This is a genomic window from Kitasatospora sp. NPDC089797 (assembly GCF_040684795.1).
In the GTDB taxonomy this organism is placed as follows: domain Bacteria; phylum Actinomycetota; class Actinomycetes; order Streptomycetales; family Streptomycetaceae; genus Kitasatospora.
In genome coordinates, this window is record NZ_JBFBGS010000019.1 from 46,985 (window position 1) to 73,021 (window position 26,037).

Below are 26,037 nucleotides of genomic sequence, written 5' to 3' on the forward strand. Positions count from 1 at the left end.
GTAGTGAACAGAGCAGACACGTCGGCTACTTCGTCCGGACGGCAGCGCACGTGGAACGGGCGCTGGGTCGCCGACCGGGCCGGGATAGCGCTCACCGGATCGGAGCGGCTGCCCGAACTCGTCGGGCTGGCCCTGCGCTCCGGCAACCCCCGGCGCGCCCACCTGCTGGTCTCCAGCGTGCTCGGCAAGCACGTTCCCCAGCGGCCCGCCGTGGTGCACGGCGCCGGTCTCGAACTCGGCCGCCGAGTGCGTGAGTTGCTCGGCCCGGAGGAAGCCGCGCGAGCCGTCGTGCTCGGCTACGCGGAGACCGCCACCGGTCTCGGCCACAGCGTCGCCGACGGTCTCGACGTGCCCTACCTGCACTCCACCCGCCGGGCCGTCCCCGGGGTGCCGCCGCTCGGCGGCTTCGAGGAGGAGCACTCGCACGCCACCGGGCACCTGCTGCTCCCCGCGGACCCCGAACTCCTCGCCGGTGACGGCCCGTTGGTGCTGGTGGACGACGAGCTCTCGACCGGCCGGACGGTCCTCAACACCATCCGCGAACTGCACGGCCGGCACCCGCGCGGCCACTACCTGGTGGTCACCCTGGTCGACCTGCGCTCGGCCGGGGACCGCCACCGGCTCGCCGCGGCGGCCGCCGAACTCGGCGCCCGGCTGGACGTGGTGGCCACCGCGAGCGGCGGCGTCGACCTGCCCGCGGACATCGTGGCGCGGGCCGAACGGCTGATCGCCTCGGTCCCCCCGGCCGCCCGGCCGCCGGAGACCGCCCCCGCCCCGCTGGTCCGGGTCGGGCTGGACTGGCCCGCTGGACTGCCGGACGGCGGCCGGCACGGCTTCACCGCCCGCGACCGCGAGCGGCTCGACGCCGCGCTGCCCGCGCTGGCCGGGCAGGTGGCGGACGCCCTGGGTGGGGTGGCGGCGGACGCTTCGGGAGAGGTGGCGGCGGATGTCGTGGGCGGGGTGTCGGCGGACGGCTCGGGCGGGGTGTCGGCGGATGTGGTGGGCGGGGTGGCGGCCGGGCCCGAGCGGGTGCTGGTGCTCGGCTTCGAGGAGCTGATGTACGCGCCGCTGCGACTGGCCGAGGCGCTCGCCCAGCGGCTCGGCGGTGACCGGGTCCGCTACTCCACCACCACCCGCTCGCCCGTCCTCGCCGTGGACGACCCCGGCTACGCCATCCGCACCCGGCTGGTCTTCCCGGCCCACGACGACCCGCAGGACGGCAGCCCGCGCGAGCGCTACGTCTACAACGTCGCCCCCGGCGCGGACGGGGCCCGCCGCTTCGACGCGGTGGTGCTGGTGGTGGACGACGTGGCCGACACCCCGGCGCTGCACCGGGGGGAGGACGCGCTACTGCGCCAACTGCGGCAGGTCACCGGGAGGGTGGTCCTCGCGGTGCTGCCCTCGCACCGGCCGGGGGCGCTCGGTGGCTCCGGTGTGTCTGATGCCTCTGACGCCTCTGATGCGTCTGGCACGGCTGGTGCGCTCGGTGCGCCCGCTGCCGCCGCCTCGCCCGCCCTGCCCGTTCCGCTGTACGGGCCGGCCTTCTCCTCGTACCGCCCGGAGGAGGTCACCTGGCTGCTCAAGGACCTCTCCGGGGTTCCGCTCGAAGCCCCCACCGAGGAACGCGAGGAAGCCGTCCAGAACGGCGGCGCCCACTACGCCGAGTCGCTGCCGGTCGAGTACACGCCCAGCCCCGAGTACCAGGAGCTGTTCCACCAGGCGCTGCGCGGCTCCGCCGACCGGATCGCGCGCGCCGTCGGCACCGTCGCCGAGACGCTGCTGCGCGAGCGCGGGCCCGGGCTGGTGCTCGCCTCGCTGGCCCGGGCCGGGACGCCGGTCGGCATCCTGGTCCGTCGCTGGCTGGCCTTCGCCCACGGCCTGGACGTGCCGCACTACGCGGTGTCGATCGTCCGTGGCCGGGGCATCGACCGGGTCGCCCTGCGCTACCTGGCGGCCCACCACCGGCCGTCCGACGTGGTGTTCGTGGACGGCTGGACCGGCAAGGGCGCGATCACCCGCGAACTCACCGCCGCGCTGGCCGGCACCGGCTTCGACCCGGACCTCGCGGTGCTCGCCGACCCGGGCCGCTGCGTCCGGACGTACGGCACCCGGGACGACTTCCTGATCCCCTCCGCCTGCCTCAACTCCACGGTGTCCGGGCTGGTTTCACGCACCGTGCTGCGCGCCGGACTGATCGGCCCCGACGACTTCCACGGGGCCAAGCACTATGCCGAACTGGCCGGCGGCGACGTCTCGGAGGCCTTCCTCGCCGCGGTGACCGCCCGGTTCGGGGAGGTCCGGGCCGGCGTGGTCGAGGACGCCGGACGGCTGGCCGCCGACCCGGACCGTACGCCCGACTGGGCCGGCTGGGCCGCCGTCGAGCGGATCAGCGCCGGGTACGGGATCGACGACGTCAACCTGGTCAAGCCCGGGGTCGGCGAGACCACCCGGGTGCTGCTGCGCCGGGTGCCCTGGCGGGTACTGGCCCGGCGCGGCGCCGGAGCCGAGCTCGACCACGTGCGCCTGCTCGCCGCGCAGCGCGGCGTCCCGGTCGAGGAGGTGGACGAACTGCCGTACAGCTGCGTGGGGTTGATCCACCCCCGGTACAGTCGGGGAGCGACCGGGGCGAGCGGGCGGGCCGTGCCGGCTGTTCGGCCGGTGCCTGCTCGGTCGGCTGTCCCGGCGGATGGTCGGCCGGCCGTCCCGGCGTCCGGTCGGCTGGATGTCCCGGCGTCCGGTCGGGCGACGGGGAGGGAGTCCTGATGGCCGGCGGTGTGCTGGTGGCGAGCGACCTCGACCGCACGCTCATCTACTCCGACCGGGCGCTGGCCCTGACCGGACCGGACCACCTGGCGCCGCGGCTGCTCTGCGTCGAGGTGCTGGGCGGGCGGCCGCTGTCCTTCCTGACCGAGCGGGCCGCCGAACTGCTCACCGAACTGGGCCGCCGGGCCCTCGTCACCCCCGCCACCACCCGGACCGTCGAGCAGTACCGGCGGGTCCGGCTGCCCGGCCCGCGGCCGGCGTACGCGATCTGCGCGAACGGCGGGCAGTTGCTGGTCGACGACGAACCCGACGGGGACTGGCGCCGCGAGATCACCGCGCGGATCGCCGCCGGCTCGGCGCCGCTGGAGGAGGTGGTGCACCGGCTCGCGCTGTCGGCCGACCCGGAGTGGACCCACAAGCGGCGGATCGCCGACGAGCGGTTCGTCTACCTGGTCGTCGAACGCGACCGGCTGCCCGGCGGGTGGCTGGCCGAGCTGACCGGCTGGTGCGTCGAACGCGGCTGGCGGGTCTCGCTGCAGGGCCGCAAGGTGTATGCCGTGCCGCAGCCGCTCAGCAAGAGCGCCGCACTCGCCGAGGTCGTCCGACGGAGCGGGGTCGGCACCGTCCTGGCGGCCGGGGACTCGCTGCTGGACGCCGACCTGCTGCTCGCCGCCGACGCCGGGTGGCGGCCCGGGCACGGCGAACTGGCCGACAGCGGGTGGACCGCCCCCGCCGTCACCGCCCTCCCGGAGGTGGGGGTGGCGGCGGGGGAGGAGATCGTCCGTCGGTTCCTGGCCGCCGTTCCGGCTCCGGCCGGCTAGCCGCAGCACCCGCCGCCGCAGCAGCCGCCCCCGCTCGGGGCCTGCTGCGGCGCGCCGCCGGCCGCGCCGGTGACGGCGACGGTGGACAGCAGCTTCACGGTGTCCGGGTGGCCCTGGGGGCAGACGGCGGGGTCGTTGGCCTGCGCCATCGGGCGGCGGAGCTCGAAGGTGGCGCCGCAGGAGCGGCAGCGGAAGTCGTAGCGTGGCATACCGGCAGGGTACCGACCGCCGGTCCCGTTCAGTGCTGCTGGCCGAGATCGCCGCGGATCATGCCGACCACCCGCGCCGCGGTCTCCCGCACCGCCGCCAGCTCGGTCAGGAAGTGCCAGTAGTCGGGGTGCCGACCGGCCGCCTGGAGGGTCGCCAGCGCGCGGTCCAGCCGGGCCACCGCCTCGTCCAGCGGCCCGGCGTGGCGCGGGTCCGGCGCACTGCGGCCCGCCATCGCGAGGCGCTGGGCGTCCCGTACGGCGAACCGGGTCCGCTCCACCTCCCGGTTCGGATCGTGCTGCACCTCGTTCAGCTGCCGCAGCCGGTCGTTCACGGCGAGCACCGAGCCGTCCGCGGTGTCCAGCAGCGCGCGGACCGTGCCGATCGCCGCCGTCGCGTCCGCCCAGCGCTGCTCGCTCCGGGCCCGGGCGGCGTCCGCGAGCTTGCGCTCGGCGGCCCGGCCGGTCTCCGAGACCTGCTCCGGCACCCGCTGGAGGTCCTGCCAGCAGGCGGTGCTGAACCGGCGGCGCAGCTCGCTCAGCGCCGGATCCACCGTCGCGGCCTTGGTCTCCAGCGCCTGGATCCGGGTCCGCAGGCTCGCCACCCGGCGGTCCAACTCACGGGCCCGCTCCGGCAGTTGGACGGCATCCGCAGTGATCGCCGCGGCCCGCCGCCGCACCTCCTCGGCACGGTGCAGGGTGGCGGCCACACCGTGCCGCGCCGGGCCCTCGTTCAACCGCCCCAGCTCGGGCGCCAGCTCGGCCAGCCGGGCCGCCAACTCGTCCGCCCGCAGCCCGGCCCCGCGCACCTCGTCCAGCGCGGTGGTGGCCTCCAGCAGCGCGCGCTTGGCCTGCTCGACGGCGGGGGTGACCCGCATCAGCTGCTGCTCGGCGTGCTGGAGGACGGGCTGGAGGCGGCGCAGGAAGTCGGACAGCTCGGCCCGGGCGGACCGGAGCTGGCCCTGCACCTCCGTGAGCCTCCGGCGGGCCTGCTCCGCGGAACCGGCGTCCAGGTCCTCCCGGTCCAGGTCGTGGGCGTCCAGCGCGGCCAGGTAGTTCACCGTGACCTGCTCCACCCGGCCGGAGATCGCCGGCAGCTCGGCCAGCGCCCGCTCCGCCGCCGCCCCCTCCTCGGCCGCCCGGACGGTCTCCACCGCGAGCTGCAGCTCCCGCTGCGTCTCGTCCAGCTCGTAGAACGCCTCCTGCGCCGCGGCCCGCGCCTCCCTGGCCCCGGCCCGCACCCCGTCCCCGGCACCCCGCCGACCCCACCAGCCCCCGCTGCCCGCCGACGCCAGCCCGACCGCCCCCAGCGCGCCCGCCAGCACCACCGGCAACACCAGCGCATCGCCCAGCGCACTCCCCGCCCGCCGCCGCCCCCGCCGCCCGCTCCCGCCGGCCACCGCCACTGCGCGCTCCCTGCTCCGACCCGCTGATCCGGCGCCCATTCTCCCCGATCCCCCCTCCCCACCGGCACCCCGACCCCACCAGCCCCCACCCCTTCCCCCCACCCCGGCCCCGCCCCGCACCACACCAGCCCCCGCGACCAGGTACCCTAGGCTCTCGTCGTGCGCCCGAGGGCCACGCCGGGGGCGCGTAGCTCAGTGGTAGAGCGCTGCTCTTACAAAGCAGATGTCGGCGGTTCGAAACCGTCCGCGCCCACAACAAACATGCAGGTCAGAGGGCCGTGGTGTCAGCTCGAAGGAGCTGGCACCACGGCCCAAAACACATTTAGAACACATCACGCCGCAGGGGCGTTCGCAGCTGCCTCCAGGGCAGCGACTTCGGCGGCGAGCTTGGCCGCCTTCTTCTGCGCCTTCTCGGCCTTCTTCTTCGCCAGCTTGAGCACCTTCGACCGCTGGGTCGAGCCGGTCCGACACCTCGTCCAGACGGTCCGGCCAGAGGTGACCGTACGTGTCCAGCGTCAGGGTCGCGGTCTTGTGGCCGAGCATGGTCTGGACCACCTTGACGTCGGCGCCGCTTGCGATTGCCAGGGAAGCCGCAGTGTGGCGCAGCTTGTGGAGCGTGATGCCGAGGGCTGCGAGGCCGGCGGACTCCAGGGCCTTTTTGAAACGTCGGCGCGTAAAATTGCCGACAATCAACGTCCCACCCTCGGGGGCAGTGAATAGAAGGTCGCCCGGTTTGCGGTCAGCCATCAAGAGTTCGAGTTCCTTGAGGAGAAACGCAGGTACCGGGACCGAGCGGCGTTCATGGTTCTTCGGGGTGTCGAGGTATAGCCCAGTCTTGTCTCGACTCCACGTTTCAGCAATCCGAACACGTCGGGTGGCGAGATTTACACGGCCTACCGTGATCGCGGTTGCCTCGCCCCAGCGAACCCCCGTGTAGGAAAGGAAGAGAATCAGGGTCCGGTACTCGCCGCAGGCGTCGGCCAGGTTTTCTACCTGCACATTGTCCAGATAGACGTGCTCTGGCGGGACATAGCGCGGGAGCGGGATTCCGATCGCCGGGTTGTAGGCGATCCGGCGGGCTCGCACTGCGTAATCCAGCACGCCCTTAAGGACGACGTGGATCTTTCGAATGGAACTGGCCGACAGAGCCTTTCCATTGGCCACGGAGTCAGCGAGGATATCGCCGAGCCACTTGGCGATGCCATCGAACTGAATCCTTGCAATCGATGTCGTCCCCCATTTGGGAAGAACGTAGGTGTCAAGCGCGATTCGGTACCTGGCGCGGGTTGAACGCTTCACATTGAGCTTGGAGGTGAACCATTCCTCGGCAATTTCCGCGAACTTCGTGCGGCCGGCCGATGGGTCTCGATAGGTTCCATTGCCAAGCTTTTCCTCCAGCTCAGTTCGAGTGACCTCGGCATCGACCTTGCGCTGGACGGTCTTCATGCGAGCCTGGCCGTCCGGGTCGTACCACCGAACGCGATACCTGCCAGGGGCCTTACGGCCGCTGGACTTCGCTTTTGCTACTGCCGACTTGAAGTCGGCATGGTTGACGCGGTCTTCTATCCATACGCGGGACATATATCACCTGGATCTGCCTTGCAGTCTTCATGGTCATCTTCATTCCTTCTTTCTGGCCGTTCGAATATGCGACCTGTGCCGCATTTCGGGTTTCATGGTTTATCCGTGATCCGCACGCGTCTCAATGACGACACTGTGCGGTAGAGGGAGCCAGAGCTTGGCGGTGTTGTGCCGGAGTTCAGGCCGGCCGGGGGATCGGTCGAACGCCGAGGGCGGGGTTGCTGGGCAAGTGCCCGTAGCGGACGGCGAGTTCCAGGGCGCGTTTGAGAGCGGCGAGGGCGCTATTGATCGCGGCGACGCTCGGCTGGCCGTCGGCGTGCAGGATTGACATGAGGCGCTCGACGTCTGCTCGGGTGATCGTGATGGCGATCCTGTTGCCAAGGCGAGGCAGCACGTGACGGTCGAGCGGCCTGCGGTTGGGGAACCGCGGTGCTCCCGGCTTGGCGGACCGTACCGGCAGGGACGACCAGCGATCGACCAGGTCGCCGAGTGTCAGCGGCGCCCGGCCGCGGGCGATATCGGCCCGCATGGCTGCCGCGAGTTGGGAGGTTGGCAAGCTCAGGCTGTGGGACGTGCCCGATGCGTCGCGCCAGCGGACGCGGTAGCGGGCTGGCGGGGTGCGGCCGACTGCACGAGCGTGCGACGGCCAACTGGTAGTCCGCGTGCCTACCGCGGTTCTCGATCCGAGGGTGGAGCATGATCTTCTGCCAATCGTTGATGAATGCATGCCATAAGGGTTCCTCTTCTCTGCCCGTACAGGTGCGGGACCGGCCGGTCGCGCAATCGGGTTCGTCGAATTGGCGCTGCGGCCGTGCCGAACGCCTGCTGGTGCTGGGGTCCTACTTCGAGCCGGAGTCGCCCGGGTCGAGCAGGGCGGTGATTTCATCCGGGCTTGCGCCCGACTGAACCGCAGCGTTGGTCTTCGCCAGGGTGGCCGCCATCTCCGAGTTGAAGGCTGCGGTCATCGCGGCGGCTCGGTCCTGGAGGACCGAGCTGGTGAGGTCGGCCAGGGCCTGTTGGCTGTCGCCAGCCGGCCTCCGTTGGATGGCGGTCGAGTAGAACTGCCTGGCGTCGCTCTGGGGCAAAGCCTTCTGCCCGGAGAACCACTCCATCAGCAACTCGCCGTCACTGACAGCCACTTCTGGGGTCAGCAAGACCGCCGTGCCAGGCGCGGCCTCTTCCGGAAGACCCAGCAGATGCATCGGAGAGATGTCCAACGCCACTGCGAGGGCCACGACGCTCCAGCGGCTCAGGCTTCGCCGTCCGGCGCGTCCCCGCGCTACTGCGCCGTCGTGGTCGGACGCGCCCCCGACACCGGGGGCCAGTCGCCCGTCCTCGGCCAGGCCTGCTCGACCGAGTCCCGCGAGGACGCCCTCGCCCACGCCGACGGCACCCGACGCTCCAGCGGACTGCGGGCACCGCTGCTCGTGCTGGAGCAGTACCGCGACACCAACTACCGTGACGGGGTCATCAACTCCCTCTACGGAACCGACGGCCCCTGCGGCAACGGCGTCACGTACACCAGGATCAACCCGGCCAATGTGGCGCTCCACGTGCCCTCGATGAAGGGGTACAACAACTGCAACAAGGCCGTCCTCACCGACCTTGCCGGCCTGCGCAAGAACATCGACCTGCCGGCGCCCACGCTGGGCCTCCTCTACAACGACATGACCGACATCGTCGACGTCTCCAACGGCTGAGCACCCGCCGGTTGAGCGGCCCGGCCCCGGGCCGGCCGCCCGACCCCACCGCCGCTCGCGCGGGAATCCCGCCCGGGTCCGCACCGGGGCCGGATCCGGCCGTACCGCCGCGGCAAGCCCGGCAAGTCGGGCCGGTGAGAACGGCGAACGTGGCCCCTGGCCAGGGCGGACACGTGCCCGGCCGTGAAGACCCGGACGCCGAACACGCACCGGGACGAGCAGGCCGGAGCGCAGCTGAGCGCACGCCCGAAGGCACGGCTGTACGGGCACAGCCCGGAGGGCGGACGGCGGCGGTGCCGGTACCCGGCCAGCGGGCGGCACCGGTTGTCCGCGGCGAGGTGATCGTGGGACGTAGCTACTGGCCGTGTTCTGGATGCGCCCGGGCCAGTCCGGCTCGAAAGATGGCACCTGGCACTGCGGGGGTGCCTGGACTGGAAACGGAGCATCGGCCACCGCCTCAGTCCCCTGCTGAGAGTCGCGCAACGCCTCTGCCCCTGTCCGTGGTGGACAGGGGCAGAGGCGTTGATGCAACGCGGTTGGTGGACCGGCTTACGTCACTCCCCGGCCTGTTCGATGACCAGCTCGATAGTGTCCCTGACGCGGCCCAGCAGCTCCAGGACGCCGGAATAGTCCGGGGCGGAAACCCACACGCCGATCGGAATGTTCAGGGTGTTGTCGGTGACCGGCACGTAATCGCCTGGTTCGTAGATCGACAGCACCTTGTCGACGCCTGGCATGTTCCGTACCTCGTCCAGGCCGCGGACTTCCTTGAGGATTCCGGCGGGGCCGTCGTTGCGGATGGCACTGGCACCGCAGGCCTGCCGGAAGCGGACCGGTGCCTGGAGACAGACCGGACGGATCCCTAGGTAACAATCGAGGGCCTGTTCGAAAGGATTCAGGTCGGTGTGCGCGAGCCACTGGTCCGTCATCGGCCCGCCGGGCAGACGCGCGCCCACCTCCATGAGATAGACGCCGTCGGGAGCGACCTTCACCTCGGTATGACTGGGACCCAGCCGTACTTCGAACGCGGTCAGGGCCTGGAACACGTAGTCAGCGGCGGCCTGCCAGTCGGGGTCGTCCTCGGGCAGCTTGGCCGACTCCCAGTACGGGAAGTCGTAGTCGCCGTCATCGGGCTGCCGGTACTCCCAGATGTCGACAACACGGTGTTCACCGTTGTGGCTGAAGCAGTTCACCGCGAGTTCGCGGCCCCGGATGTACTGCTCTACCAGCCACTGGTCCACCTCCCATCCGAACTGGTTCTTCGCGTGCATACCGGATGTCTGCGCCGCGTCCTTGGGAGTGCTCAGCAGGTAGGTGCCGTAGGAGCCGGCGCCCGTGGTGTGCTTGGCGATCGCCGGGAAGCCGATCTCCGCGGCGGCCTCGGCGATCCCGGCCGTGCTGTCGATGAGCATGAACCTGGGGATGCGCAGGCCCTCTTCCGCGGCGATCCGGCGCATCTCCGCCTTGTTGCGGCGCGCGGACGCCTTCGAGGTGCCGTTCCCTGGCAGCGACATCCGGTCCGCCAGCGTGTCGGCCAGGTGCACCGCGGAGTCCATGGCCGGAACCACACCGACGAGCTTCACATCGAGCTCGTCCAACTGGGCGAGGATCTCGTCGGCGTCGGCGGAGTAGATGCTGGCGTCGTCACCGTCCGCGTGGTCGGGCCAGTTCTCCGCGATGACATCCTTCGCGACGGTGTACACCGAGATCGCTCGGTAGCCCCGGTGACGTGCCTCAGCCTTGTAGTGGGCACCGGTACGTACAGGGTCCAGGAGCAGAACGGCTGGTGATGTATTGACAGGCATGGTCTGGGAGAACTCCTGTGGAGCAGAAGGGGGTGGGGCGACGGGGTCGGTTGGCGTCGCGCGAGGGGACGGTCAGAACACGCCCAGGATGTCCGCCGTGGCCGGCAGGACCCGCTCGCTCGCCATCATCCGCCTCGCCCATCCGGGCACGGCGTTGTGGGAGTAGAAGCGGCGCAACCACCGGTCCTGACCGTCGTAGCGTGGGGTGAAGGCAGACCGCCCGTGTGCCGCGATGTGGTTGTTGACGAGCAGGAGGTCCCCCGGTTTCAGAACGACTTCGACGCACACCGCCTCAAGGGCTGCGGCCAGCGCACCGAGCGCCTGCTCCGCCTCGCGGTCGACCGGATTGGTGTTGAACGAGTCGAAGCGGAAGAACTCGGTCCCGGGACTGCCGAATACGATCCGGTGCTCCGCCGTCGTCGGCGGCTCACCGAGTGTTCCCCTGGTGAACGAGGTCGGGAAGCGGCTCTTGAATCGCGGTTCCCGCAGTACGGCGGCCTCGGCCGCGGACAGGTGGGCCACCGCATGCCGCACCGAGGCGACCCGGGTCGCGATGCCGCTCTCGTGCCCCTCTCGCAGACTCAGTAGTCCCAGGAAGTCCGGCCGCAAGGGATGGTGAACGTTCTCGGTGTGGAAGTCGAACGCGACCGACCCGCTGTTCTCCATCCGGTGCTCCTCTCCCTGCACCGGGTGCACGTCGTGGAAGAGGTCACCGTTCTTCTCGTCGGCATAACCGATGAGAGTGCCCAGCTCGTCGGCCACCACGGTCAGCGTTCCGTTGGTCGGGTGTCCGACGAGCGCCCGTGTTCCGTACGCCAGCGGCGTATCGGGGAGGTCGCCTGTCAGCACCCCCTTGACGAGCAGGTACCCATGGCCCGACGTCCCCTCGCGGAAGTCCGCCAGCGCGCTGCGCAGTCGGCCGAGGGCGTCCGTGAGGAGCTCGGAGAGGTCGAAGGAGAGTGAGCGGTCCAACAGCGCTGCCGCCGTCTCCGACAGATTCCACAAGGCCTCGCTCTCGGCCTGCTCGAGGTGAATGATGGGCCGGTCCAATTGTCGTTCTTGTACGGCGAGTGCCACGCCTACTCCTTGGTCACGGGGAACACTGGAACTTGGGGGACGGGGGCTTGGCGGCCACGCGGTCCGGTTCGGTCGGTGACGCGGCACGGGACGGTGTCAGCATCCTGTTCCGCGTCCGGACCCGCCGGGCGAACTCCGTGTCCTCGGCCAGGAGGAGGCGATGAACTCGGCGTAGCGCGTGATGAGGGATTCCGGGCCACATGTGGTGAACCGTGTGATAGGCGTCGGCATGAGGGTGGAAGAGCAGCCGCTGGAGCCACCCGGTGTTCGATACCGTCGCGTCGAACACCGTCCGCGCGTCGGAGTACACGTGCTCGTCCGCTTCCGCCACCAGACGCAGCGGCGGAAGCAGCACGAAGTACGCGAAGAGCCAGACGCCGGTGGCGGTGGCGCCGGACCGCACGCCCATCAGGAGGGCGGCGGGCGCCCCCACGATTACGGTGCTCCACAGCATGGTCACGATCGGAGCGAGGGCGTTCGTCCGAAGCTCGCGCAGCCAGCCCAGTTGGTAGCGCAGCAACCGTCTGGCCACGCCGGCCGTGAACGCCCTGGACGAGGTCCTGGGCAGGGCCTCCAGCTCCAGCTCCTCATAGCGGTTCCGATCCGGGTCGCTCGTCGTGCCGAAACGTCCGTGGTGTAGCAGATGACTGGTGCGGTAGGTGCTGATGCGGCTGCCCGTGGGCGCTGCGGCGAGCAGATAGCCGACGACATCGTTCAGTCGCCGCCGGTGCCGGCTCCAGTTGAAATGCGAAGCGTCGTGGACGAGGTTCTCCAGCGCCCGCAGCTGGCGGGCGATGACGACGCCGGCGAGCGGGACCGGGACGATCGAGAAGAGCAGGTGATGTGTGATCAGCCAGGCCGAGGCCAAGGCTGCCGTTCCTGCGATGAAGTGGTCCAGCAGTGCACAGAGAATGGTGATCGAGGGCCGTGTGCGGTGGGCGTCCTTGATGTCCTGGCGAAGCCGCGAAGGGGCCGTGTACCCCTTCGCGTACGCCTTGTCAGCGGGTTGGTCCTTTTCTGACAGAAGCATGAACAATCCTTCGATGACAGTGAACGGGCACAACGCGGGCCGTTCTGTCAGCGGTGGCCGGATCAGGAGCCGTTCATCAGGCTCAGCAGCTCGGTCCGCTCGAAGCTGTTCGCACCGAAGACCCCCTGGAAGACGGCGGAGGTCATCCGCGCATCGGTCTTGATGCCGCGCATCGTCATGCAGAGGTGCTCGCCGCGGCCGATGACGGCCACGTCCGGCGACCCGGTGATTTCGGAGATCTCATCGGCTATGTCGGCGACGAGACGCTCCTGCACCTGCAGCTTGTGAGCGTGCTTGTGTGCGATCCGGGCGAACTTCGAGAGCCCCAGAAGGCTGTTGTGGGCGCGGTAGGCGACCTGGATGTCGCAGTTGAAAGGCAGCAGGTGGTGCTCGCACAGGGACCACACGCGCATGCCGGAGACCATCACGGTCTGGTTGCCGGCGACGCTGCTGAAGACCGTGTCGAGGCTGCCCGGATCGTACTGGGTGAACTCGCGCCACCACCGCGCGTAGCGCCGAGGAGTATCGAGCAGGCCCTCGCGGTCGGGGTCCTCGCCCAGCTCGATCAGCAGCTGGCGGGCAATGGCCTCCAGCGGGTCTGCCGTCTGCCCTTCCCGCTCCAGGACGGAGATGGCGGAGGTGTCGATGTCGATGCTCATTTAGATTCCCCTCTTGTCGCCCCAGGCGAGGACGTGCAGGCGGGTGGAGAGATTCCAGCCGCGTCGCACGACGTCGTCGGCGATCGAATTCAAATGCTGACTGATGTGTGCCACGTTCTTGCCCTCGGGCATGATCCACACCGGGGAGATGCCGAAGTTCTCTTCCAGGAAGGCGACTTCTTCGAGATCGACGGTGTTGCGGCAGACGAACTTGAACGCTACGTCAGGCGTCTGCGCCAGCTTTCGCAGAGCGGTCGGCACGATCCGCTTGGATTCCGGGTCGCCGGCGTGGGAGAGCTTCGGCGAGACGTTGAAGCGGATTCCCGACGTGATGATCTCGTCGTCCGGGACGACAGTCCCGTTGGTCTCGAACTCCACCATGACGCCGGCCTCGCGCAGCCCTTTCAGGAGCGGGCGCAGTCGGCGTTGCTGGTTCAGCGGCTCGCCGCCACTGATCACGATGAGCGGCGTGCCAAGCGCGAGGAGTTCGCTGAGAACCCCGTCGACATCTCGATTGTTCAGCTCTTTCCGGGGGTCGTACGCGATTCCCTCATCGCTCTCCCCTGTCCAGTCCCAGGTATATGGCGTATCGCACCAGCGGCAGGACAGGTTGCACCCGCCGAGTCGCAGGAAGACGCACTGGCGGCCGGCTGACGGCCCCTCGCCTTGGACCGTCGGACCGAAGATCTCGTTGACGACGATGCTCACGGCCGGTACTCGGCCCAGGTCTTGTCGGTTTCCGAGACTCGGACGCCCGTGAGCTCGGGGTAGCGCTCCGACCACTGCTCGAAGATCCAGACAGCCATGTTCTCGGCTGACGGGTTGCGGTCCTCGATGACGTCGTTGAGGTGCCGGTGGTCGAGGGTACGGTCCAGCCACCTCTTGAAGTCGGCCAGATCTCCGTAGTCCCGCACGAAGCCGGCCTCGGTCAGCTGCTCCGTCGCCGCGGACAGGGCAAGCTCGATCACGTAGTTGTGTCCGTGCAGACGAGCACACTGGTGGTCCGCCGGCAGGTGAGCAAGTCGGTGACTCGCCGAAAAATGGAATTCCTTCGTGATGCGAAGCATCATCTACTCCTTGAAGTAAACCGTGGGGTCCGTCGTTCCGGCCCGCTCGAACGCCTGGATTCGGTCAACGCACGCGGCGCAGGTTCCGCAGTGCACGTCGGTACCCTTGAAACAGCTCCAGGTCTCGGTCCAGTCGACGCCGAGCTTCTCTCCGAGCCGAATGACGTCGTGCTTGTGGAGATCGATGAACGGCGCCACGACCTCCAGGTGCTCCGGCGCATAGCCGGAGCAAGCCACCTTCTCCATCGCGTTGAACGCGGAGATGAATTCAGCCGAACAGTCGGGCGCAGTGGACGCATCACCCGCTAGCACGCCGATGGCGACCTGATCCGCCTTGACGGCGGCGGCCTTTCCATACGCGACGGACAGTAGAATCACATTTCGATTCGGCACTACGTTAACACTTCCAGGTGCCGTGTAGTGCTGATCCGGAACATTTACCTGCGAATCCGTCAGCGAATATCCGGGAAGCATGTTCGCGACGTTCGCGAGGTCGACGATCTCATGCTCGGCACCAAGGCGATCGGCTGCGATCCGCGCGTAATCGTGTTCCTTCCGGTGCCGCTGGCCGTAATCGATCGACAGTAGCTGAACCTCATGTCCCTCGGCATGCAGGTGATGGGCGAGTACGACGGAGTCGAGGCCGCCGGAGACGATAGCAATCACACGTGCCACGGTGATGACATCTTTCTGGAGGGGGAACTGGAATTGAATCGGGGCGCACCAAGTAGCCCCGCGATCGCCGGCATGAACGCGCACGGCAGGCGAACGGAGTGCTGGAAATCGCTGTGAGGAGAGGTGGATTCCGCGAGGACAGGGGAGAAGGGGCCGCCGGAGGCAATGCGCGTCGCAGCCATCCCGATCACTGTGTGACCCCTGGCTCCGGCCTGGCGGGTACGGACAGGCATGACTCGCGGCCGTGTCCGCGAGGCGATCACGTGCGTCAAGAGTCCGGCTGTGCCGTCGCTCGGCGACCTCATGGCATCGGACGCCTGCGGAATGACGGGCTAAGCCCGATGCCGGTGGCTTTGGTGGCTTCCAGGGAGAATTCTCGCGGTCAGCACCCTGTGGAGCCCGCTCAATTCAGTGGCATCAAAACTGAGCCAGCGGAATCCCGGCCAGGTGTACGAGCCGCACGGCGGACTCGACCGCATCGACACACTGTTCCGCTGTGTCGCCGGTGGTGATCACGTAGGCGTAGCGACCCCCTACGTGGTCACGAGGGGGCAGCCGGAGCCGCCGACCCGGCGCCACCATGGGCATGATCTCGCGCACTCCCGGCGGAAGCTCGTCGTCGACCGTCAGGGAGGTGACATCGAGGTCGTGCTCGGGGTACAGGAACTGAACGTGAGCCGCTCCGGACCGCGTGGGCGCCACGGTCGGCTCGACCCCGGCGACGAGGTCTGCGGCCACCATGCCGTAGTCGATCCCGGTGGCCAACTGGGCCACGTACGGGATGAGGTCCCCACCGAGACGGGCGTTGACCTCGACGACACGCGGGCCCGTCCGCGTCAGGCGCAGTTCCGTGTGGGTCACCAGGGTGTCGAGACCGAGCGCCGTGTGCGCCTCCTGCAGCACGCGTCGCACTGTCTTGTCGTCGAGGAGCGGGTCGGTCGCGCTGACCGTGTGGCCGACCTCCTCGAACTGCGGGGGAAAACCGAGGGACTTGCGCGCCACGAACAGCGGCGTCACACGGCTGCCCCTACACATGCTTTCGACGCTGATCTCGGGGCCGTCGAGGTACTCCTCGACCAGGACCCAGGCGTCGTCGCGCGGGACCTCGTTGAAATGCGCTTCCGAGGCCTCCTGGTAAGCAGCCTCCAGCGCATGGGGCCCGTCCGCCCGGACGACACCGACGCTGGCAGCGAGGGCGCGCGGCTTCAGCACGACCGGATAACCGATCTCCTGGGCTTCCTCCCGCGCCTGTTCCAGCGAGGCCACCGCCCGGGAGGCCGGCTGCGCCACTCCCGCGGCGGCCATTGCCTCACGTCCGAGGTGTTTGTCCCGGCAAGCACGAACGCCCTCGATGTTCGCGCCGGGAAGCTTCAGGGACTCGGCCACGAAGGCCGCCACCGGCACCCGGATCTCGTCGTAGCAGAGGACACCTGCGATCTGCGTGCTCTCGCCCAGTCGCGCTGCGGATTCCGCCGTGGCTCGCGGGTCGAGCGTGTCGACGACCGTATTCCCCTTGAGATACGGGGATTCCCACCCGGGCTCGTTCGGCGCGAACAGCCAGAGATCATAGCTGTTCGCGGCGGACTTCAAGATGTACTCGCGCCAAAGCTGCCCCCCGCTGCCGATCAGAAGAAGCAGCGGGCGATTCGCCCGGTTCTCCGTCCCGGTTCCTGCCACGTTTCCCCGTGACCCGTTGTGCCGCGCCACTGCGCTCCCCGTTCAATGTTCCGTGTGCAAAACCTTGCTTCACGCCCAACTCACTCTCCCCGGTTCGGTGCGCTACGTCCATGGCACTCAGGGGTCGGAACCCCGTCGGCAACAACCCGAGGGAGGGACTAAGCGGACATCGGCCGCGAAAGCGGTCGACGGCTGACGGCCGGCTCCCGTTCCTGCTCTTCCCCGGCCAGCAGGTCGCGCATGCGGTAGCCGGCTTGGAGGCGGTTGCGCGCCCCCAGCTCCTGCATCAGATCGGCGATATGCCTCTGGCAGGTCCGCAAGGACAGGCCGATCCGGGCGGCGATGTTCTTGTCGCTCTCCCCGTCCACCAGGAGGCGCATGATCGCCCACTTGACCTCGCAGGAGACATTGATGACCTGTCTCCTGCTGAGGTTCACCGGGAAGGGTTTGGCGACGCTCCAGGTCCGCTCGAAGGCGTCCACAAGCGCGGTGACGACGTCCTCGCTGCGGACGACGACGCCCCCTTGGAGAGCTCCCCGGAGAGGAACGACGGCAACCCGCCGATCGAAGACGAGCATGCCAGTGAAGCCGTTGGCCGTGGTTCGCGCTTCACCGCCGAGTGTCGACAGGTGCTCGACATGGGCGATCATCCCCTGATTGAACTGCGCAGCATGCTGATACAGTGCCCGCAGAATACTGTTTCGGCCGGACAGTTCCCCGGTGAACGAGGCGACGGTTTCCAGATATCCCTCCGGCCCGCTGGCACCCGGCTGAGAGGAGAGAATCTCACTCTCAGCCCGCATGCCAAACTCTCTGACCAGTGTCCTCAGCACGTCCGGATCGCGCACCACTTCGATCTGGCCGTCTCCCCGGCCCGGGGCTGCTCCTTCCGCGTCCAGGTAGACCGGCTGGAGTGCGCCGAAGTCGGCGCGTATTCTGTTCACCTGCTCCTGGATCACTGATATCTGACGCACCAACGGCCCGAGAAGCCCGAGCTGCGCGAAGTCCGGTGCCACCGCCACGAAGCATCGGCCGTCAGTGTGCGGATGCAGTAGCCGCAGATCCAACAGTTCGGAGAGCAAACGGCCCGCCTCGCGTCCGTCCATGCCGAGCTCAAGACTCACGTCCTCCGCAGACACCACACGATGACGGACCGCGAGAGCATAGACGCGCCGCATTTCCACGTTCAACTCGGTCTTGATATTCACCAGACCAGATCCGATCTCCATATTGCCTAGCCATTCTTTCGGCGCGGTCGCTGTGCAATGGCATGAGGCCAAATCCACGACCGGCAGGTGTCATTGGCGATCGATCACGAACTTGGCATCCGACTTGCCTGGTTGTCAAACACCAGCATCACGACCTCGCGCACGGTCACGCTGCCGCCTATCCAGCCGCTCCTCGTGACCAGGTCGCCCCTCATCGGGACGGCACGCCAAGTTCGGCTGCCGCGTGCCCGGGAAGTACCTCTTGTCCTACCTCGCGCAACTGGCGGTATCCCGCCAGCGCAGAACCCGAGCCCAATAGCAGGAGATGCGTCCACGGACGATCGCCGGGGGCGATGGAGGCAGTGCGCACCCACGTGCCTATGGGAGAGGCACGTGCCCAGGGGAAGGAGCCGGCCACCACGGACGAGCCGACGCAAAGCCCCAGGCAGATAGCGATATCGGCAAAGCCGTCCGCCCCGGACCGGGCTGGCAATTCGTGCTCCCGAACACCACTACTGCCATCGTGAAAGTGACTTCCATCCTGTTAAGCTCCTCGTCGCTCTGCACCAGACCTGGGGGTACGTCGGCCAGAGCTACTCCGGCCATGTCCTGCACGGGGCCGATAGGGAACTCCTCCTGCCGTCACGTGGCCGGCCTCGGAGAGTCTGCGAGCCCCATTCCAGCTGTTCTTCAATCCCTGCGAGGGGGAGCCTTGTTGCACACGCGTCGTTGTCCCGTCAGTTCCGTGCTCGTCCTTGGGGGTACGCGCCCCGAGCCGATCAGAGCTGCCAGGGAGGCCGGTCTGCGGATCGTCTACCTGGGTGCGGCGGAACGGACGCCCCGCGCCGTCCTCGATGGCGTCGACGAATCCGTGCTACTGGACCACCTCACACCGGAGGTTGTGGCCCAGGCCGCACGGGGCCTGCACCGTCGGAACCCCGTCGGCGTGGTCATCACCATGCTCGACCACCTCCTGGAGGTCGCGGCCGTCCTCAACGAGGAGTTCGGCCTTCCCGCCAACTCGGCCGACGCCGCACGGACCGCGAACGACAAGCACCGGATGCGCACCAAGGTCATCGCCTCCGCCTGCGCTCCCGTGGCACACAGCAGCGTCAGCGGCGCCGAAGACCTCAGTGCCTTCGGCCGTCGAAACGGCTACCCCTTCATACTCAAGCCGGTCGACGGCTCCGCGAGCCGAGGGATCACCCTCGTCGACGATGAGCAGGCCGTGGAAGCGGCGGCACTGGCGCTCGTGGACACTACTCGCTCGCAGGGATCCAGTTGGATCGCCGAAGAGTACCTGTGCGGCCCTGAGTTCAGCGTGGAGACCTTCAGCGCCGAAGGCAACCACCAGGTGCTCGCAGTCACCGAGAAGTTCAAGACCGGTAACTTTGTCGAGGTCGGCCATCTGGTTCCGGCCCGTGTCAATGCCGAGGACAGGGCCGTCATGGAGGCCGAGGTGAGGGCACTGCTCGACGCTGTCGGTCTCACCGAAGGGCTGGCGCACACCGAAGTCGTCCTGACCAGCCGAGGCCCACGTGTTATCGAGACCCACAGCCGACCGGGCGGGGACGGCATCGTCGAACTCGTACGGTTGGCAACGGGTCTGGACATGCAACAGCTGACCTTCGACTGGTTCGCCGGCAAGCCGGTCGACCTGCGACCCGTTCCAGCCCTCCGCGCAGCGGCAACGTGGTTCCTCATCCCGCGCCAGGGGACGGTCGCAACCGTCACCGGACTCGATGAAGCCCTTGAGATGCCTGGCGTGACGGAGGGCTATACGGCGTTCGGTCCGGGCGATGTCGTTCCTGAGCTGCACAGTTCGGATGACCGAGGCGGCGCGGTCATCGCCGTCGCCGATGACCCCGAGACCGCGCTGACGCGGGCGCAGACGGCCGCGGCCAGTATCGAGATTGCCGTTGTCCCCGCGGAAGCGGAGCCCGCTCCGTGATGAGCAAGGCCCCTGTTCTCGGCTACCGGCAGCTCTTCTCGGAACCCGGCATCTTCAGGTACGCGCTCGCGTCGGCCTTCGGGAAACTCCAGGCCGGCATGTTCTCGCTGGGCATCCTCTACGTGGTCGCCGACCAGCGGGGTTACAGCACTGGCGCATTCGTGGTGGCCGTGTCAGCACTCGGGGGGCTGTCCACACCGTTGAGGGGGCGACTTCTCGACCGTTACGCGTACGGTGTCGTGCTCTGGTCGACGTTGCTGATCCACACCGTCTTTCTGGCCGGCCTACTGATCAACGAGTACGTCCACGGCCCGTTCTGGGCCACGGTCGCCTCGGCTCTGCTGGGCAACCTCGCAGCTCCTCCCATCGGAGTGGTCACCCGCGTGATGTGGCGAACGGTGACCACCGAGGGCAGCCGCCCCGCGGCCCTGGCCTTCGACGCAGTCCTGGCTGACGTCGGCTTCATCCTCGGGCCCACCTTGGCCGCGCTGGCTTCCGTCACGCTCGCCCCGTGGGCTGGCCTGACGGCTGCTGTGGCCTTCACCGTGGTGGCAACCCTGCTGTTGCCCAGGCAGATTGGCGACGACATGCCGTCAGCCACGGGGGTTTCGCGCCACTGGGCCGGACCGCTCACCAGCTTGCGGTTGGTCCTCCTCCTAGGCGCGGCCCTCTGCTTCGCAACGGCCGTGAGCGTACTGGAGATCGCCCTTGCAACGCCAGGTGACGACAGCGGCTCGGCACTGTTCGGCGGCCTGCAACTAAGTGTCCTGTCCATCGGCAGCATCGTGGGCGGATTGCTGATCGGGGCAGCGACACCAGGACTGGCCGCGTGGCTGACCCAGTTGCCCCGACTGCTGCTGGGCCTTGCCCTTTTCGCGACCGCGCTCGTCATCGCTGCCGATGCAGGGTGGTTCGTCACTGTGCCGCTCTGCCTGATGACCGGTCTCGCCTTCGGCCCCTCCTTTGTCGCCATTTACGGCCGGTCTGGAGACCTTGCACCCCCGGGCACAGCCGCTGAGACCCAGGCCTGGGTCGGCACAGCCCTTCAGCTCGGCTCGGCCGCCGGCGCCGGTGCGGGCGGAGCGCTCCTGGGTGGCTGGGGTCCGGTCGGAGCCCTTGCTCTGGCTCCCGTCGCCGCGTTGCTGGGCTCGGCAAGCGCCTATGCGGGCGACCGCGTCCGGACGAGGGTGTCCGCGGCCCTGGCAGAGAACGCCTGAAGCAGGAGTCAGCAGTCAAACCGTGCCCTTCGGCGGCCGAGGAACGCGTGGGCCGGGACCGGGAGGACTTCGGGGCTGTAGCGGCAAACTGAGGCATCAAAACAGGAGAAGAATATGGTTGAGGGTTTCTCTCTGGACCCGGCGATCTCGCACGACTTTCCGGACTGCCAGGTGCGCTTCGTCACAGCCAAGGGTCTGCGAAACGGCGAAGAATGGGTGGCGACCGCGCAGGCGATCAGTAACCTACAGACCGAAGTGGCGGATGGACGACGAGCCCTCTACGGCGAAGAACACCCTTTCACCACCTCATGGTTCGAGGCCTATCGCAAGTTCGGGACGAATCCACGGCGCAGCCGCCCGAGCGTCAACGCGCTGGCACGCCGAATGGAGAAGTCCGGCACCCTGCCCCGGATCAATCCGGCCGTTGATACATACAACTTCGTGTCGGTTTTCTACGGGCTCCCGGCCGGTGCGTTCGACCTCGACCGGCTGGCTGGTCATGTACTGATCCGCTACGGCGCAGAAGGTGACCGGTTCGCCCCCATCGGCGCGCCCGACTCGCAGGAAGTACCGAAGCCCAGCGAGGTGGTCTATGCCCAGGGATCCCAGGTGCTCACCCGGCACTGGAACCACCGGGACGCCGATGCGACCAAGGTCACCGAAGAGTCGTCCAACGTCGTCTTCCTGCTTGAGCGGGTGGACCGCTCCGCCGTGGCCGACGTCCACATGTGTACGGCTCAGGAACTGCTGGCCGACCTCGTCCGCCCGCACGCGGACGAGGTCGTGCTCAACGTGATCGAGCCAGAGACCCCGGACACCACACTCGCCCCGAACGAACGCGCCTTTCCGCACCCAGGCATCAGGTGACTCCTTGCTCGCCGAGGAATGCCGGGGCGCATCTAGGAGTCGACGACGAGGCGGTTGTGTCAGGCGCCGGCCTCGTCGCCGCCCGACGCGAACAGGTGTGCGCTCGATGCCATCAGCTCAGCCAAGAGACTGTAGACGGTGGATCGGGATACTCGCAGAGCCAAGGCGACGGTCCGTGTGGCATTGCGAACAGTGAATACCCGTGCCTCATTCAGGCGTTCGACAACGGCTAGACGATCCTGGCGAGTCAGCCGCTCCACGCTGCGCCCTGTCTCACGGACGTAGCTACTGACCGTGTTGTGGATGCGCCCGGGCCAGTCCGGTTCGAAAGATGGCACCTGGCACTGCGGGTGCGGTGCGCCGAAGGCCGACAGGACAGCTACGGCCTGCTCCAACGGTGTGCGGTCGAGATTTATGCAGAGCACTGCCGACGGGTCATTCCGGGTATTCCTCAGAACCGCGCTGACCGAGGACAGTCGGCGGCCGTCCGAGCTCATCTCCATGCGTGGCCCGTACACGTCCTTTTTCGTCGAGACGAGATTTTCCAGCTGTCGTGGAGGGACAAGGTGCGCGGGGTCGTGAGAAGTTATCGGATTCCAGATCCCCAGAATCCGGCCGTTCCCCGTATCCCGTAGGACAACCTCGGCGTGCGGAGCGAGCAAGAGAGCTATGGCCCGACAAACTGGCCCCCACATGCGCGCGCGAGCGTCGGGAAATTCATTCGCATTCGTCACACGCCGACTTTATTGCCTTGTTTGATAAATCTGCAAGGACTTCCGGAGCGTTCCCGGAATCCGCTCACCTCCCCGAGTCCCCCGCCGTTCAGATCGGCCGCTGGCCGACACTCCCGCTTGAGGGCAGGTGGATGACTCGGTGCGCTACGGGCGATCTCGCGGACTGTGCAGACCGCGTGCTGCTTCTTGAAAGGAGATGGAGGCGGAAGTGTGCGGGCAACTCCTCTGGGCACCGTCGGTGGTCGCCGCGATGGAGGGAGGTGTTGCTGCTGTCCGTGGGCGTGTAGCGATGGCCAGACCTGATCGGCACTCGCGGGGGAGTCACGGCCTGCCAAGCTGGTGGGATGCCGAGTGGTCGAGCGGCACCGGCAGTCCGTGGCGGTCACGGGGCCGGCGAACCGCTGCGCAGCACGGAATTGGCACACATGAGGGCGAGAAGTGGGGCGAGGCTGGGAGAGCGACCGAGAGTGACTTTTGCAGGTCAGGCAGCCTGCCGGGCGCATTTGTGCAGGTCAGAGGCTTGCCCGGGGAAAACTTACAAAGCAGATGTCGGCGGTTCGAAACCGTCCGCGCCCACCAGCGCCAAAGGCCCGCAGCGATCGCGCTGCGGGCCTTTTGACTGCACTGACTGACATCAACCGCTGGTGTCAGCCGGTCTTGCGGCGCATCCCCCGCAAGCGGTCCATGGGCCCGAGTGCCCCGCGCCGGGGCTCCTCCGGGGCATCCGTGTGGACGTTCATGGTCACGGTGATCCGGGAGCGCCCCGGAACCCCCGTCACCACGGGTGTGGCGATGGAAAGGGCCCGGTCGGTGGCCTGGTGCCGGTCCGCCTCGTGGCCCCGTGGTTCCGTGGTCAGGCCCAGCGGCCCGCGGCGGCGGCCTCGGCGGCGAAGGTCTCGAAGGAGCGGGGCGGCCGGCCGAGGGCGCGTTCGACGCCGTCGGAGACGTCCGTGCCGTGGCCGTCGCGGATGTTCAGCAGCAGGCCGGTGAGGACGGCGGCGATCTCGGGGGGCGTGCCCTGGGCGACCAGGCCGGCCGTGAAGTCCTCGGCGGTGACGTCGAGGTGGCGGACCGTGCGGCCGGTGGCGGCGGTGATCACGTCGGCCGCCTCGGCGAGGGTGATCGCCCGGGGGCCGGTGAGCCGGTAGGTCCGGCCGCTGTGGCCGTCCTCGGTGAGGGCGGTGACGGCGACGTCGGCGATGTCCTCGGCGTCGATGAAGGGGATGCGGCCGTCGCCGGTGGGCAGGGCGAGGGTGCCGGAGCGGACGCCCTCCCGCCAGAAGGACTCGGTGAAGTTCTGGGCGAACCACTCGGGCTGCAGGACGGTCCAGTCGACGCCGCTCTCGCGCACGGCCCGTTCGGCGGCCTTGAGCGGGTGGCCGTCGTCGGCCCGGTCGACGCCGTGGGCGGAGAGCAGCACCAGGCGCTTCACTCCCGCGGCGACCGCCTCGGCGACCAGCCGCGGGGTGCGGGCCGGCCCGCCGGGCTCCAGGAGGTAGGCGGCGGTGACGCCGTCGAGCGCGGGCGCCCAGGTGGTGGGGTCGTCCAGGTCGAGGCGGACGTCGTCGCCGGTGCCGGAGGCGTTGCGGGAGGCGGTGCGGACCGGCAGGCCCCGGGCGGTGAGACGGCGGGCGATGCGGCGGCCGGTGGTGCCGGTGCCACCGAGGATGAGGATGTTCTTCGTCATGCCCTCCAGCCAACCCCGGTGGAACCGGATGATCCATGGGCGATCGTCGACGATCCCTTTGTCATCGTCTAGCGTGGGTGGCGTGGACGTTCTGAGTGACCTGCTGCACCGGGCCCGGGCCAGCAGTGCACTGGTCCGGCAGATGATCCAGCGCCCGCCGTGGTCGATGGCCTTCGCCGACGCCCCCGCGCTCACGGTCGTGGCCGCGCTCGGCGGTCTGGCGGCGGTCCGGCTCGACGACGACCCGCAGGCCCCGCCGGTACGACTGGCCGCCGGGGACATCGCGCTGATCAGCGGCACCCGCCGCTACACCATCGCCGACGACCCGGACACCCCGCCGCAGGTGGTGATCCGCAGTGCGGCCCCCTTCGACCGGGTGGGACCGTGCCGGCAGAGCCTGGCCCCCCGCACGTACGGCGACGGGCTGCCCGGCGCCACCACCCTGCTCCGCGGCGCCTACGAGCTGCGCGGCGACGTCGGCGAGCGCCTGCTCGCCATGCTCCCGCCGCTGGCCGTCGTACCGGCCGGCCCCCGCACCCGGGCCGCGCTGGACCTGCTCGCCGCCGAGACGACCCAGGAGGAACCCGGCCAGGACGCCGTCCTCAACCGGCTGCTGGACCTCGTCCTGGTGCTCGCCCTGCGCGCCTGGTGCGCCCGCCCGCAGGCCGCCGAACTCCGTTCCTGGTACGCGGCGTTGACCACTCCGGTGGTCGGCGAGGCGCTGCGCCTGCTGCACGAGGACCCGGCCCGCCGGTGGACGGTCGCCGAACTGGCCGCCCAGGTCGGCCAGTCCCGGGCCGCCTTCGCCGCCCGCTTCTCCGCCGCGGTCGGCGAGCCCCCGCTCACGTACCTGACCGGCTGGCGGATGGTCCTGGCGGCGGACCTGCTGCGCGACACCGAGGACACCGTCGCCGCCGTGGCCCGCTCGGTGGGCTACGCGGACGCCTTCGCCTTCAGCGTGGCGTTCAAACGGGCCCGCGGACTCAGCCCCTCGGACTGGCGGCGCCTCGACTGCTGAGCCCGTGGGGCGTGGTGTCCGTACCGGCCCCCGCTCGCCACCGGCCGGTCCCCCCGGCCCCGCGCGGGGAGCGGAGGCACTGGCGCAGGCACCGCCTTTCCCGGGGATCGATCGAGTACGACTGGTTATCCTCGGGGCGGTGCGCCGGGTCTGCGGCGCCGGGACGGGTACTGCGCGGTCGACCGGACCCGACGGAACAGCACGACAGGGGCGGGGCCGAGCGTGATACGGGTTGCGGTGGTGGACGACGAGGCGCTCGTCCGGTTGGGCTTCTCGCTCATCCTGAACGCCGCCGAGGACATCGAGGTGGTCGCCGCGGTCCCCGGCGGGCAGGCCCTGGCGGCCGTCGCCGCGCACGCACCGGACCTCGTGCTGCTGGACGTCCGGATGCCCGACATCGACGGCCTGACCCTCCTGCGCGAGCTGACGGACCTCCCCGAAGCGCCCGTGGTGGCGATGCTGACCACCTTCGACGCCGATGAGTACATCGCCCGGGCCCTCGGCCGGGGCGCGTGCGGCTACCTCCTCAAGGACACCGATCCGGACGACCTCGCCCCCCTCGTCCGCTCACTGGTCGGGGGCGCCGTGGTGCTGGCTCCGAGGATCATGCCCGCCGTGGTCGACGGCTACCTGCGCCACCACCGTGACCTGGGATCCGGCGCCGAGCGGGCCGCCGGACTCAGCGAGCGCGAGCGCGGCGTCCTGCTGCTCCTGGCGCAGGGACTGTCCAACACCGAGATCGGCCGGCGGTTGCACCTGAGCACGGGCACCGTCAAGGACCACGTCAGCGCGCTGCTGGCCAAACTCGGGGTCACCAACCGCGTCCAGGCCGCGCTCTGGGCGCAGCGGACCGGTCTGCTCGCCGCGGACGGGGCCCGGTGAGCGCGG

Annotated in this window: 23 protein-coding genes, 1 tRNA gene and 1 pseudogene; 9 read left to right on the forward strand and 16 right to left on the reverse strand. The window is 69.1% G+C overall.

From position 1 onward, the window contains the following. Positions 1 to 3: 3 nt before the first annotated feature. Positions 4 to 2,763: a phosphoribosyltransferase gene (locus tag AB0O91_RS17240; RefSeq protein ID WP_363433332.1), complete on the forward strand. Its 2,760-nt coding sequence runs from the start codon at positions 4 to 6 to the stop codon at positions 2,761 to 2,763. Continuing rightward, positions 2,763 to 3,584 (forward strand): HAD family hydrolase, encoded by an 822-nt coding sequence (locus AB0O91_RS17245; RefSeq protein WP_363433334.1) that lies wholly within the window; start codon positions 2,763 to 2,765, stop codon positions 3,582 to 3,584. The genes AB0O91_RS17240 and AB0O91_RS17245 overlap by 1 nt, the downstream gene beginning before the upstream one ends. On the opposite strand, the gene AB0O91_RS17250 is transcribed toward AB0O91_RS17245, so the two are convergent. Continuing rightward, the gene (locus tag AB0O91_RS17250) at positions 3,581 to 3,793 is read right to left on the reverse strand and encodes a zinc ribbon domain-containing protein (RefSeq protein WP_350511075.1); all 213 of its coding nucleotides are present in this window, start codon (positions 3,791 to 3,793) and stop codon (positions 3,581 to 3,583) included. The two genes, AB0O91_RS17245 and AB0O91_RS17250, sit on opposite strands and share 4 nt — an antisense overlap. 29 nt (positions 3,794 to 3,822) lie before the next feature. After that, positions 3,823 to 5,196, reverse strand: a complete 1,374-nt coding sequence (locus AB0O91_RS17255) for a hypothetical protein (RefSeq protein ID WP_363433338.1) — start codon at positions 5,194 to 5,196, stop codon at positions 3,823 to 3,825. A gap of 181 nt (positions 5,197 to 5,377) precedes the next feature. On the opposite strand from AB0O91_RS17255, the gene AB0O91_RS17260 reads away from it, so the two are divergent. Continuing rightward, positions 5,378 to 5,449: transfer RNA gene (locus tag AB0O91_RS17260), tRNA-Val, on the forward strand. Between the two features lie 299 nt (positions 5,450 to 5,748). On the opposite strand, the pseudogene AB0O91_RS17265 reads toward AB0O91_RS17260, so the two are convergent. The 3 genes and pseudogenes from AB0O91_RS17265 to AB0O91_RS17275 form a co-directional block, all read right to left on the reverse strand. Then, a pseudogene (locus tag AB0O91_RS17265) lies at positions 5,749 to 6,777 on the reverse strand (tyrosine-type recombinase/integrase); the annotation flags it as partial. Positions 6,778 to 6,955: 178 nt separating this feature from the next. Beyond that, entirely contained in the window at positions 6,956 to 7,108 is a 153-nt protein-coding gene (locus AB0O91_RS17270) for a hypothetical protein (RefSeq protein ID WP_363433340.1), read from the reverse strand. A 508-nt stretch (positions 7,109 to 7,616) separates the two neighbouring features. Then, the gene (locus AB0O91_RS17275; RefSeq protein ID WP_363433343.1) at positions 7,617 to 8,012 is read right to left on the reverse strand and encodes a hypothetical protein; all 396 of its coding nucleotides are present in this window, start codon (positions 8,010 to 8,012) and stop codon (positions 7,617 to 7,619) included. A 57-nt stretch (positions 8,013 to 8,069) separates the two neighbouring features. On the opposite strand from AB0O91_RS17275, the gene AB0O91_RS17280 reads away from it, so the two are divergent. Continuing rightward, positions 8,070 to 8,477, forward strand: a complete 408-nt coding sequence (locus AB0O91_RS17280; RefSeq protein WP_363433345.1) for a hypothetical protein — start codon at positions 8,070 to 8,072, stop codon at positions 8,475 to 8,477. Between the two features lie 554 nt (positions 8,478 to 9,031). Here the strand turns inward: AB0O91_RS17280 and AB0O91_RS17285 are convergent. From AB0O91_RS17285 to AB0O91_RS17325, 9 genes are all read right to left on the reverse strand, one after another. Beyond that, the gene (locus AB0O91_RS17285; protein WP_363433348.1) at positions 9,032 to 10,180 is read right to left on the reverse strand and encodes an ATP-grasp domain-containing protein; all 1,149 of its coding nucleotides are present in this window, start codon (positions 10,178 to 10,180) and stop codon (positions 9,032 to 9,034) included. Positions 10,181 to 10,354: 174 nt separating this feature from the next. After that, complete coding sequence (locus AB0O91_RS17290; protein ID WP_363433350.1) at positions 10,355 to 11,359, reverse strand: TauD/TfdA family dioxygenase; 1,005 nt, start codon at positions 11,357 to 11,359, stop codon at positions 10,355 to 10,357. A gap of 13 nt (positions 11,360 to 11,372) precedes the next feature. After that, positions 11,373 to 12,389, reverse strand: a complete 1,017-nt coding sequence (locus tag AB0O91_RS17295) for a fatty acid desaturase family protein (RefSeq protein WP_363433352.1) — start codon at positions 12,387 to 12,389, stop codon at positions 11,373 to 11,375. Between the two features lie 62 nt (positions 12,390 to 12,451). Then, positions 12,452 to 13,048, reverse strand: a complete 597-nt coding sequence (gene folE / locus AB0O91_RS17300; RefSeq protein ID WP_363433355.1) for a GTP cyclohydrolase I FolE — start codon at positions 13,046 to 13,048, stop codon at positions 12,452 to 12,454. Further along, complete coding sequence (locus tag AB0O91_RS17305; protein WP_363433357.1) at positions 13,049 to 13,756, reverse strand: 7-carboxy-7-deazaguanine synthase QueE; 708 nt, start codon at positions 13,754 to 13,756, stop codon at positions 13,049 to 13,051. Next, entirely contained in the window at positions 13,753 to 14,115 is a 363-nt protein-coding gene (queD, locus tag AB0O91_RS17310; protein WP_363433566.1) for a 6-carboxytetrahydropterin synthase QueD, read from the reverse strand. Before queD ends, AB0O91_RS17305 begins: the two co-directional genes overlap by 4 nt. Before the next feature lie 3 nt (positions 14,116 to 14,118). Then, positions 14,119 to 14,790 carry a 7-cyano-7-deazaguanine synthase QueC gene (gene queC, locus AB0O91_RS17315; RefSeq protein WP_363433360.1) on the reverse strand — a complete coding sequence of 224 codons (672 nt, stop codon included), beginning with the start codon at positions 14,788 to 14,790 and terminating at the stop codon, positions 14,119 to 14,121. Positions 14,791 to 15,207: 417 nt separating this feature from the next. Further along, complete coding sequence (locus AB0O91_RS17320) at positions 15,208 to 16,467, reverse strand: ATP-grasp domain-containing protein (protein ID WP_363433363.1); 1,260 nt, start codon at positions 16,465 to 16,467, stop codon at positions 15,208 to 15,210. A gap of 158 nt (positions 16,468 to 16,625) precedes the next feature. Continuing rightward, positions 16,626 to 17,696, reverse strand: coding sequence for a LuxR C-terminal-related transcriptional regulator (locus tag AB0O91_RS17325; RefSeq protein WP_363433365.1), 1,071 nt, complete (start codon positions 17,694 to 17,696; stop codon positions 16,626 to 16,628). Positions 17,697 to 18,420: 724 nt separating this feature from the next. Between AB0O91_RS17325 and AB0O91_RS17330 the strand changes: the two genes are divergently transcribed. From AB0O91_RS17330 to AB0O91_RS17340, 3 genes are all read left to right on the forward strand, one after another. Continuing rightward, complete coding sequence (locus AB0O91_RS17330) at positions 18,421 to 19,626, forward strand: ATP-grasp domain-containing protein (RefSeq protein WP_363433368.1); 1,206 nt, start codon at positions 18,421 to 18,423, stop codon at positions 19,624 to 19,626. Further along, entirely contained in the window at positions 19,626 to 20,843 is a 1,218-nt protein-coding gene (locus AB0O91_RS17335; RefSeq protein WP_363433568.1) for an MFS transporter, read from the forward strand. The genes AB0O91_RS17330 and AB0O91_RS17335 overlap by 1 nt, the downstream gene beginning before the upstream one ends. Before the next feature lie 114 nt (positions 20,844 to 20,957). After that, on the forward strand, positions 20,958 to 21,710 hold the full coding sequence (locus AB0O91_RS17340; protein WP_363433370.1) for a phenylalanine--tRNA ligase beta subunit-related protein: 753 nt from the start codon (positions 20,958 to 20,960) through the stop codon (positions 21,708 to 21,710). Positions 21,711 to 21,769: 59 nt separating this feature from the next. Here the strand turns inward: AB0O91_RS17340 and AB0O91_RS17345 are convergent, their stop codons facing one another. Beyond that, positions 21,770 to 22,405, reverse strand: coding sequence for a helix-turn-helix domain-containing protein (locus AB0O91_RS17345; RefSeq protein WP_363433571.1), 636 nt, complete (start codon positions 22,403 to 22,405; stop codon positions 21,770 to 21,772). Positions 22,406 to 23,297: 892 nt separating this feature from the next. Beyond that, positions 23,298 to 24,131, reverse strand: a complete 834-nt coding sequence (locus AB0O91_RS17350) for an SDR family oxidoreductase (RefSeq protein ID WP_363433372.1) — start codon at positions 24,129 to 24,131, stop codon at positions 23,298 to 23,300. A gap of 82 nt (positions 24,132 to 24,213) precedes the next feature. Between AB0O91_RS17350 and AB0O91_RS17355 the strand changes: the two genes are divergently transcribed. Beyond that, positions 24,214 to 25,149, forward strand: a complete 936-nt coding sequence (locus tag AB0O91_RS17355) for an AraC family transcriptional regulator (protein ID WP_363433374.1) — start codon at positions 24,214 to 24,216, stop codon at positions 25,147 to 25,149. A 222-nt stretch (positions 25,150 to 25,371) separates the two neighbouring features. Then, entirely contained in the window at positions 25,372 to 26,031 is a 660-nt protein-coding gene (locus tag AB0O91_RS17360; RefSeq protein ID WP_363433377.1) for a response regulator transcription factor, read from the forward strand. The last annotated feature ends 6 nt before the right edge of the window (positions 26,032 to 26,037 follow it).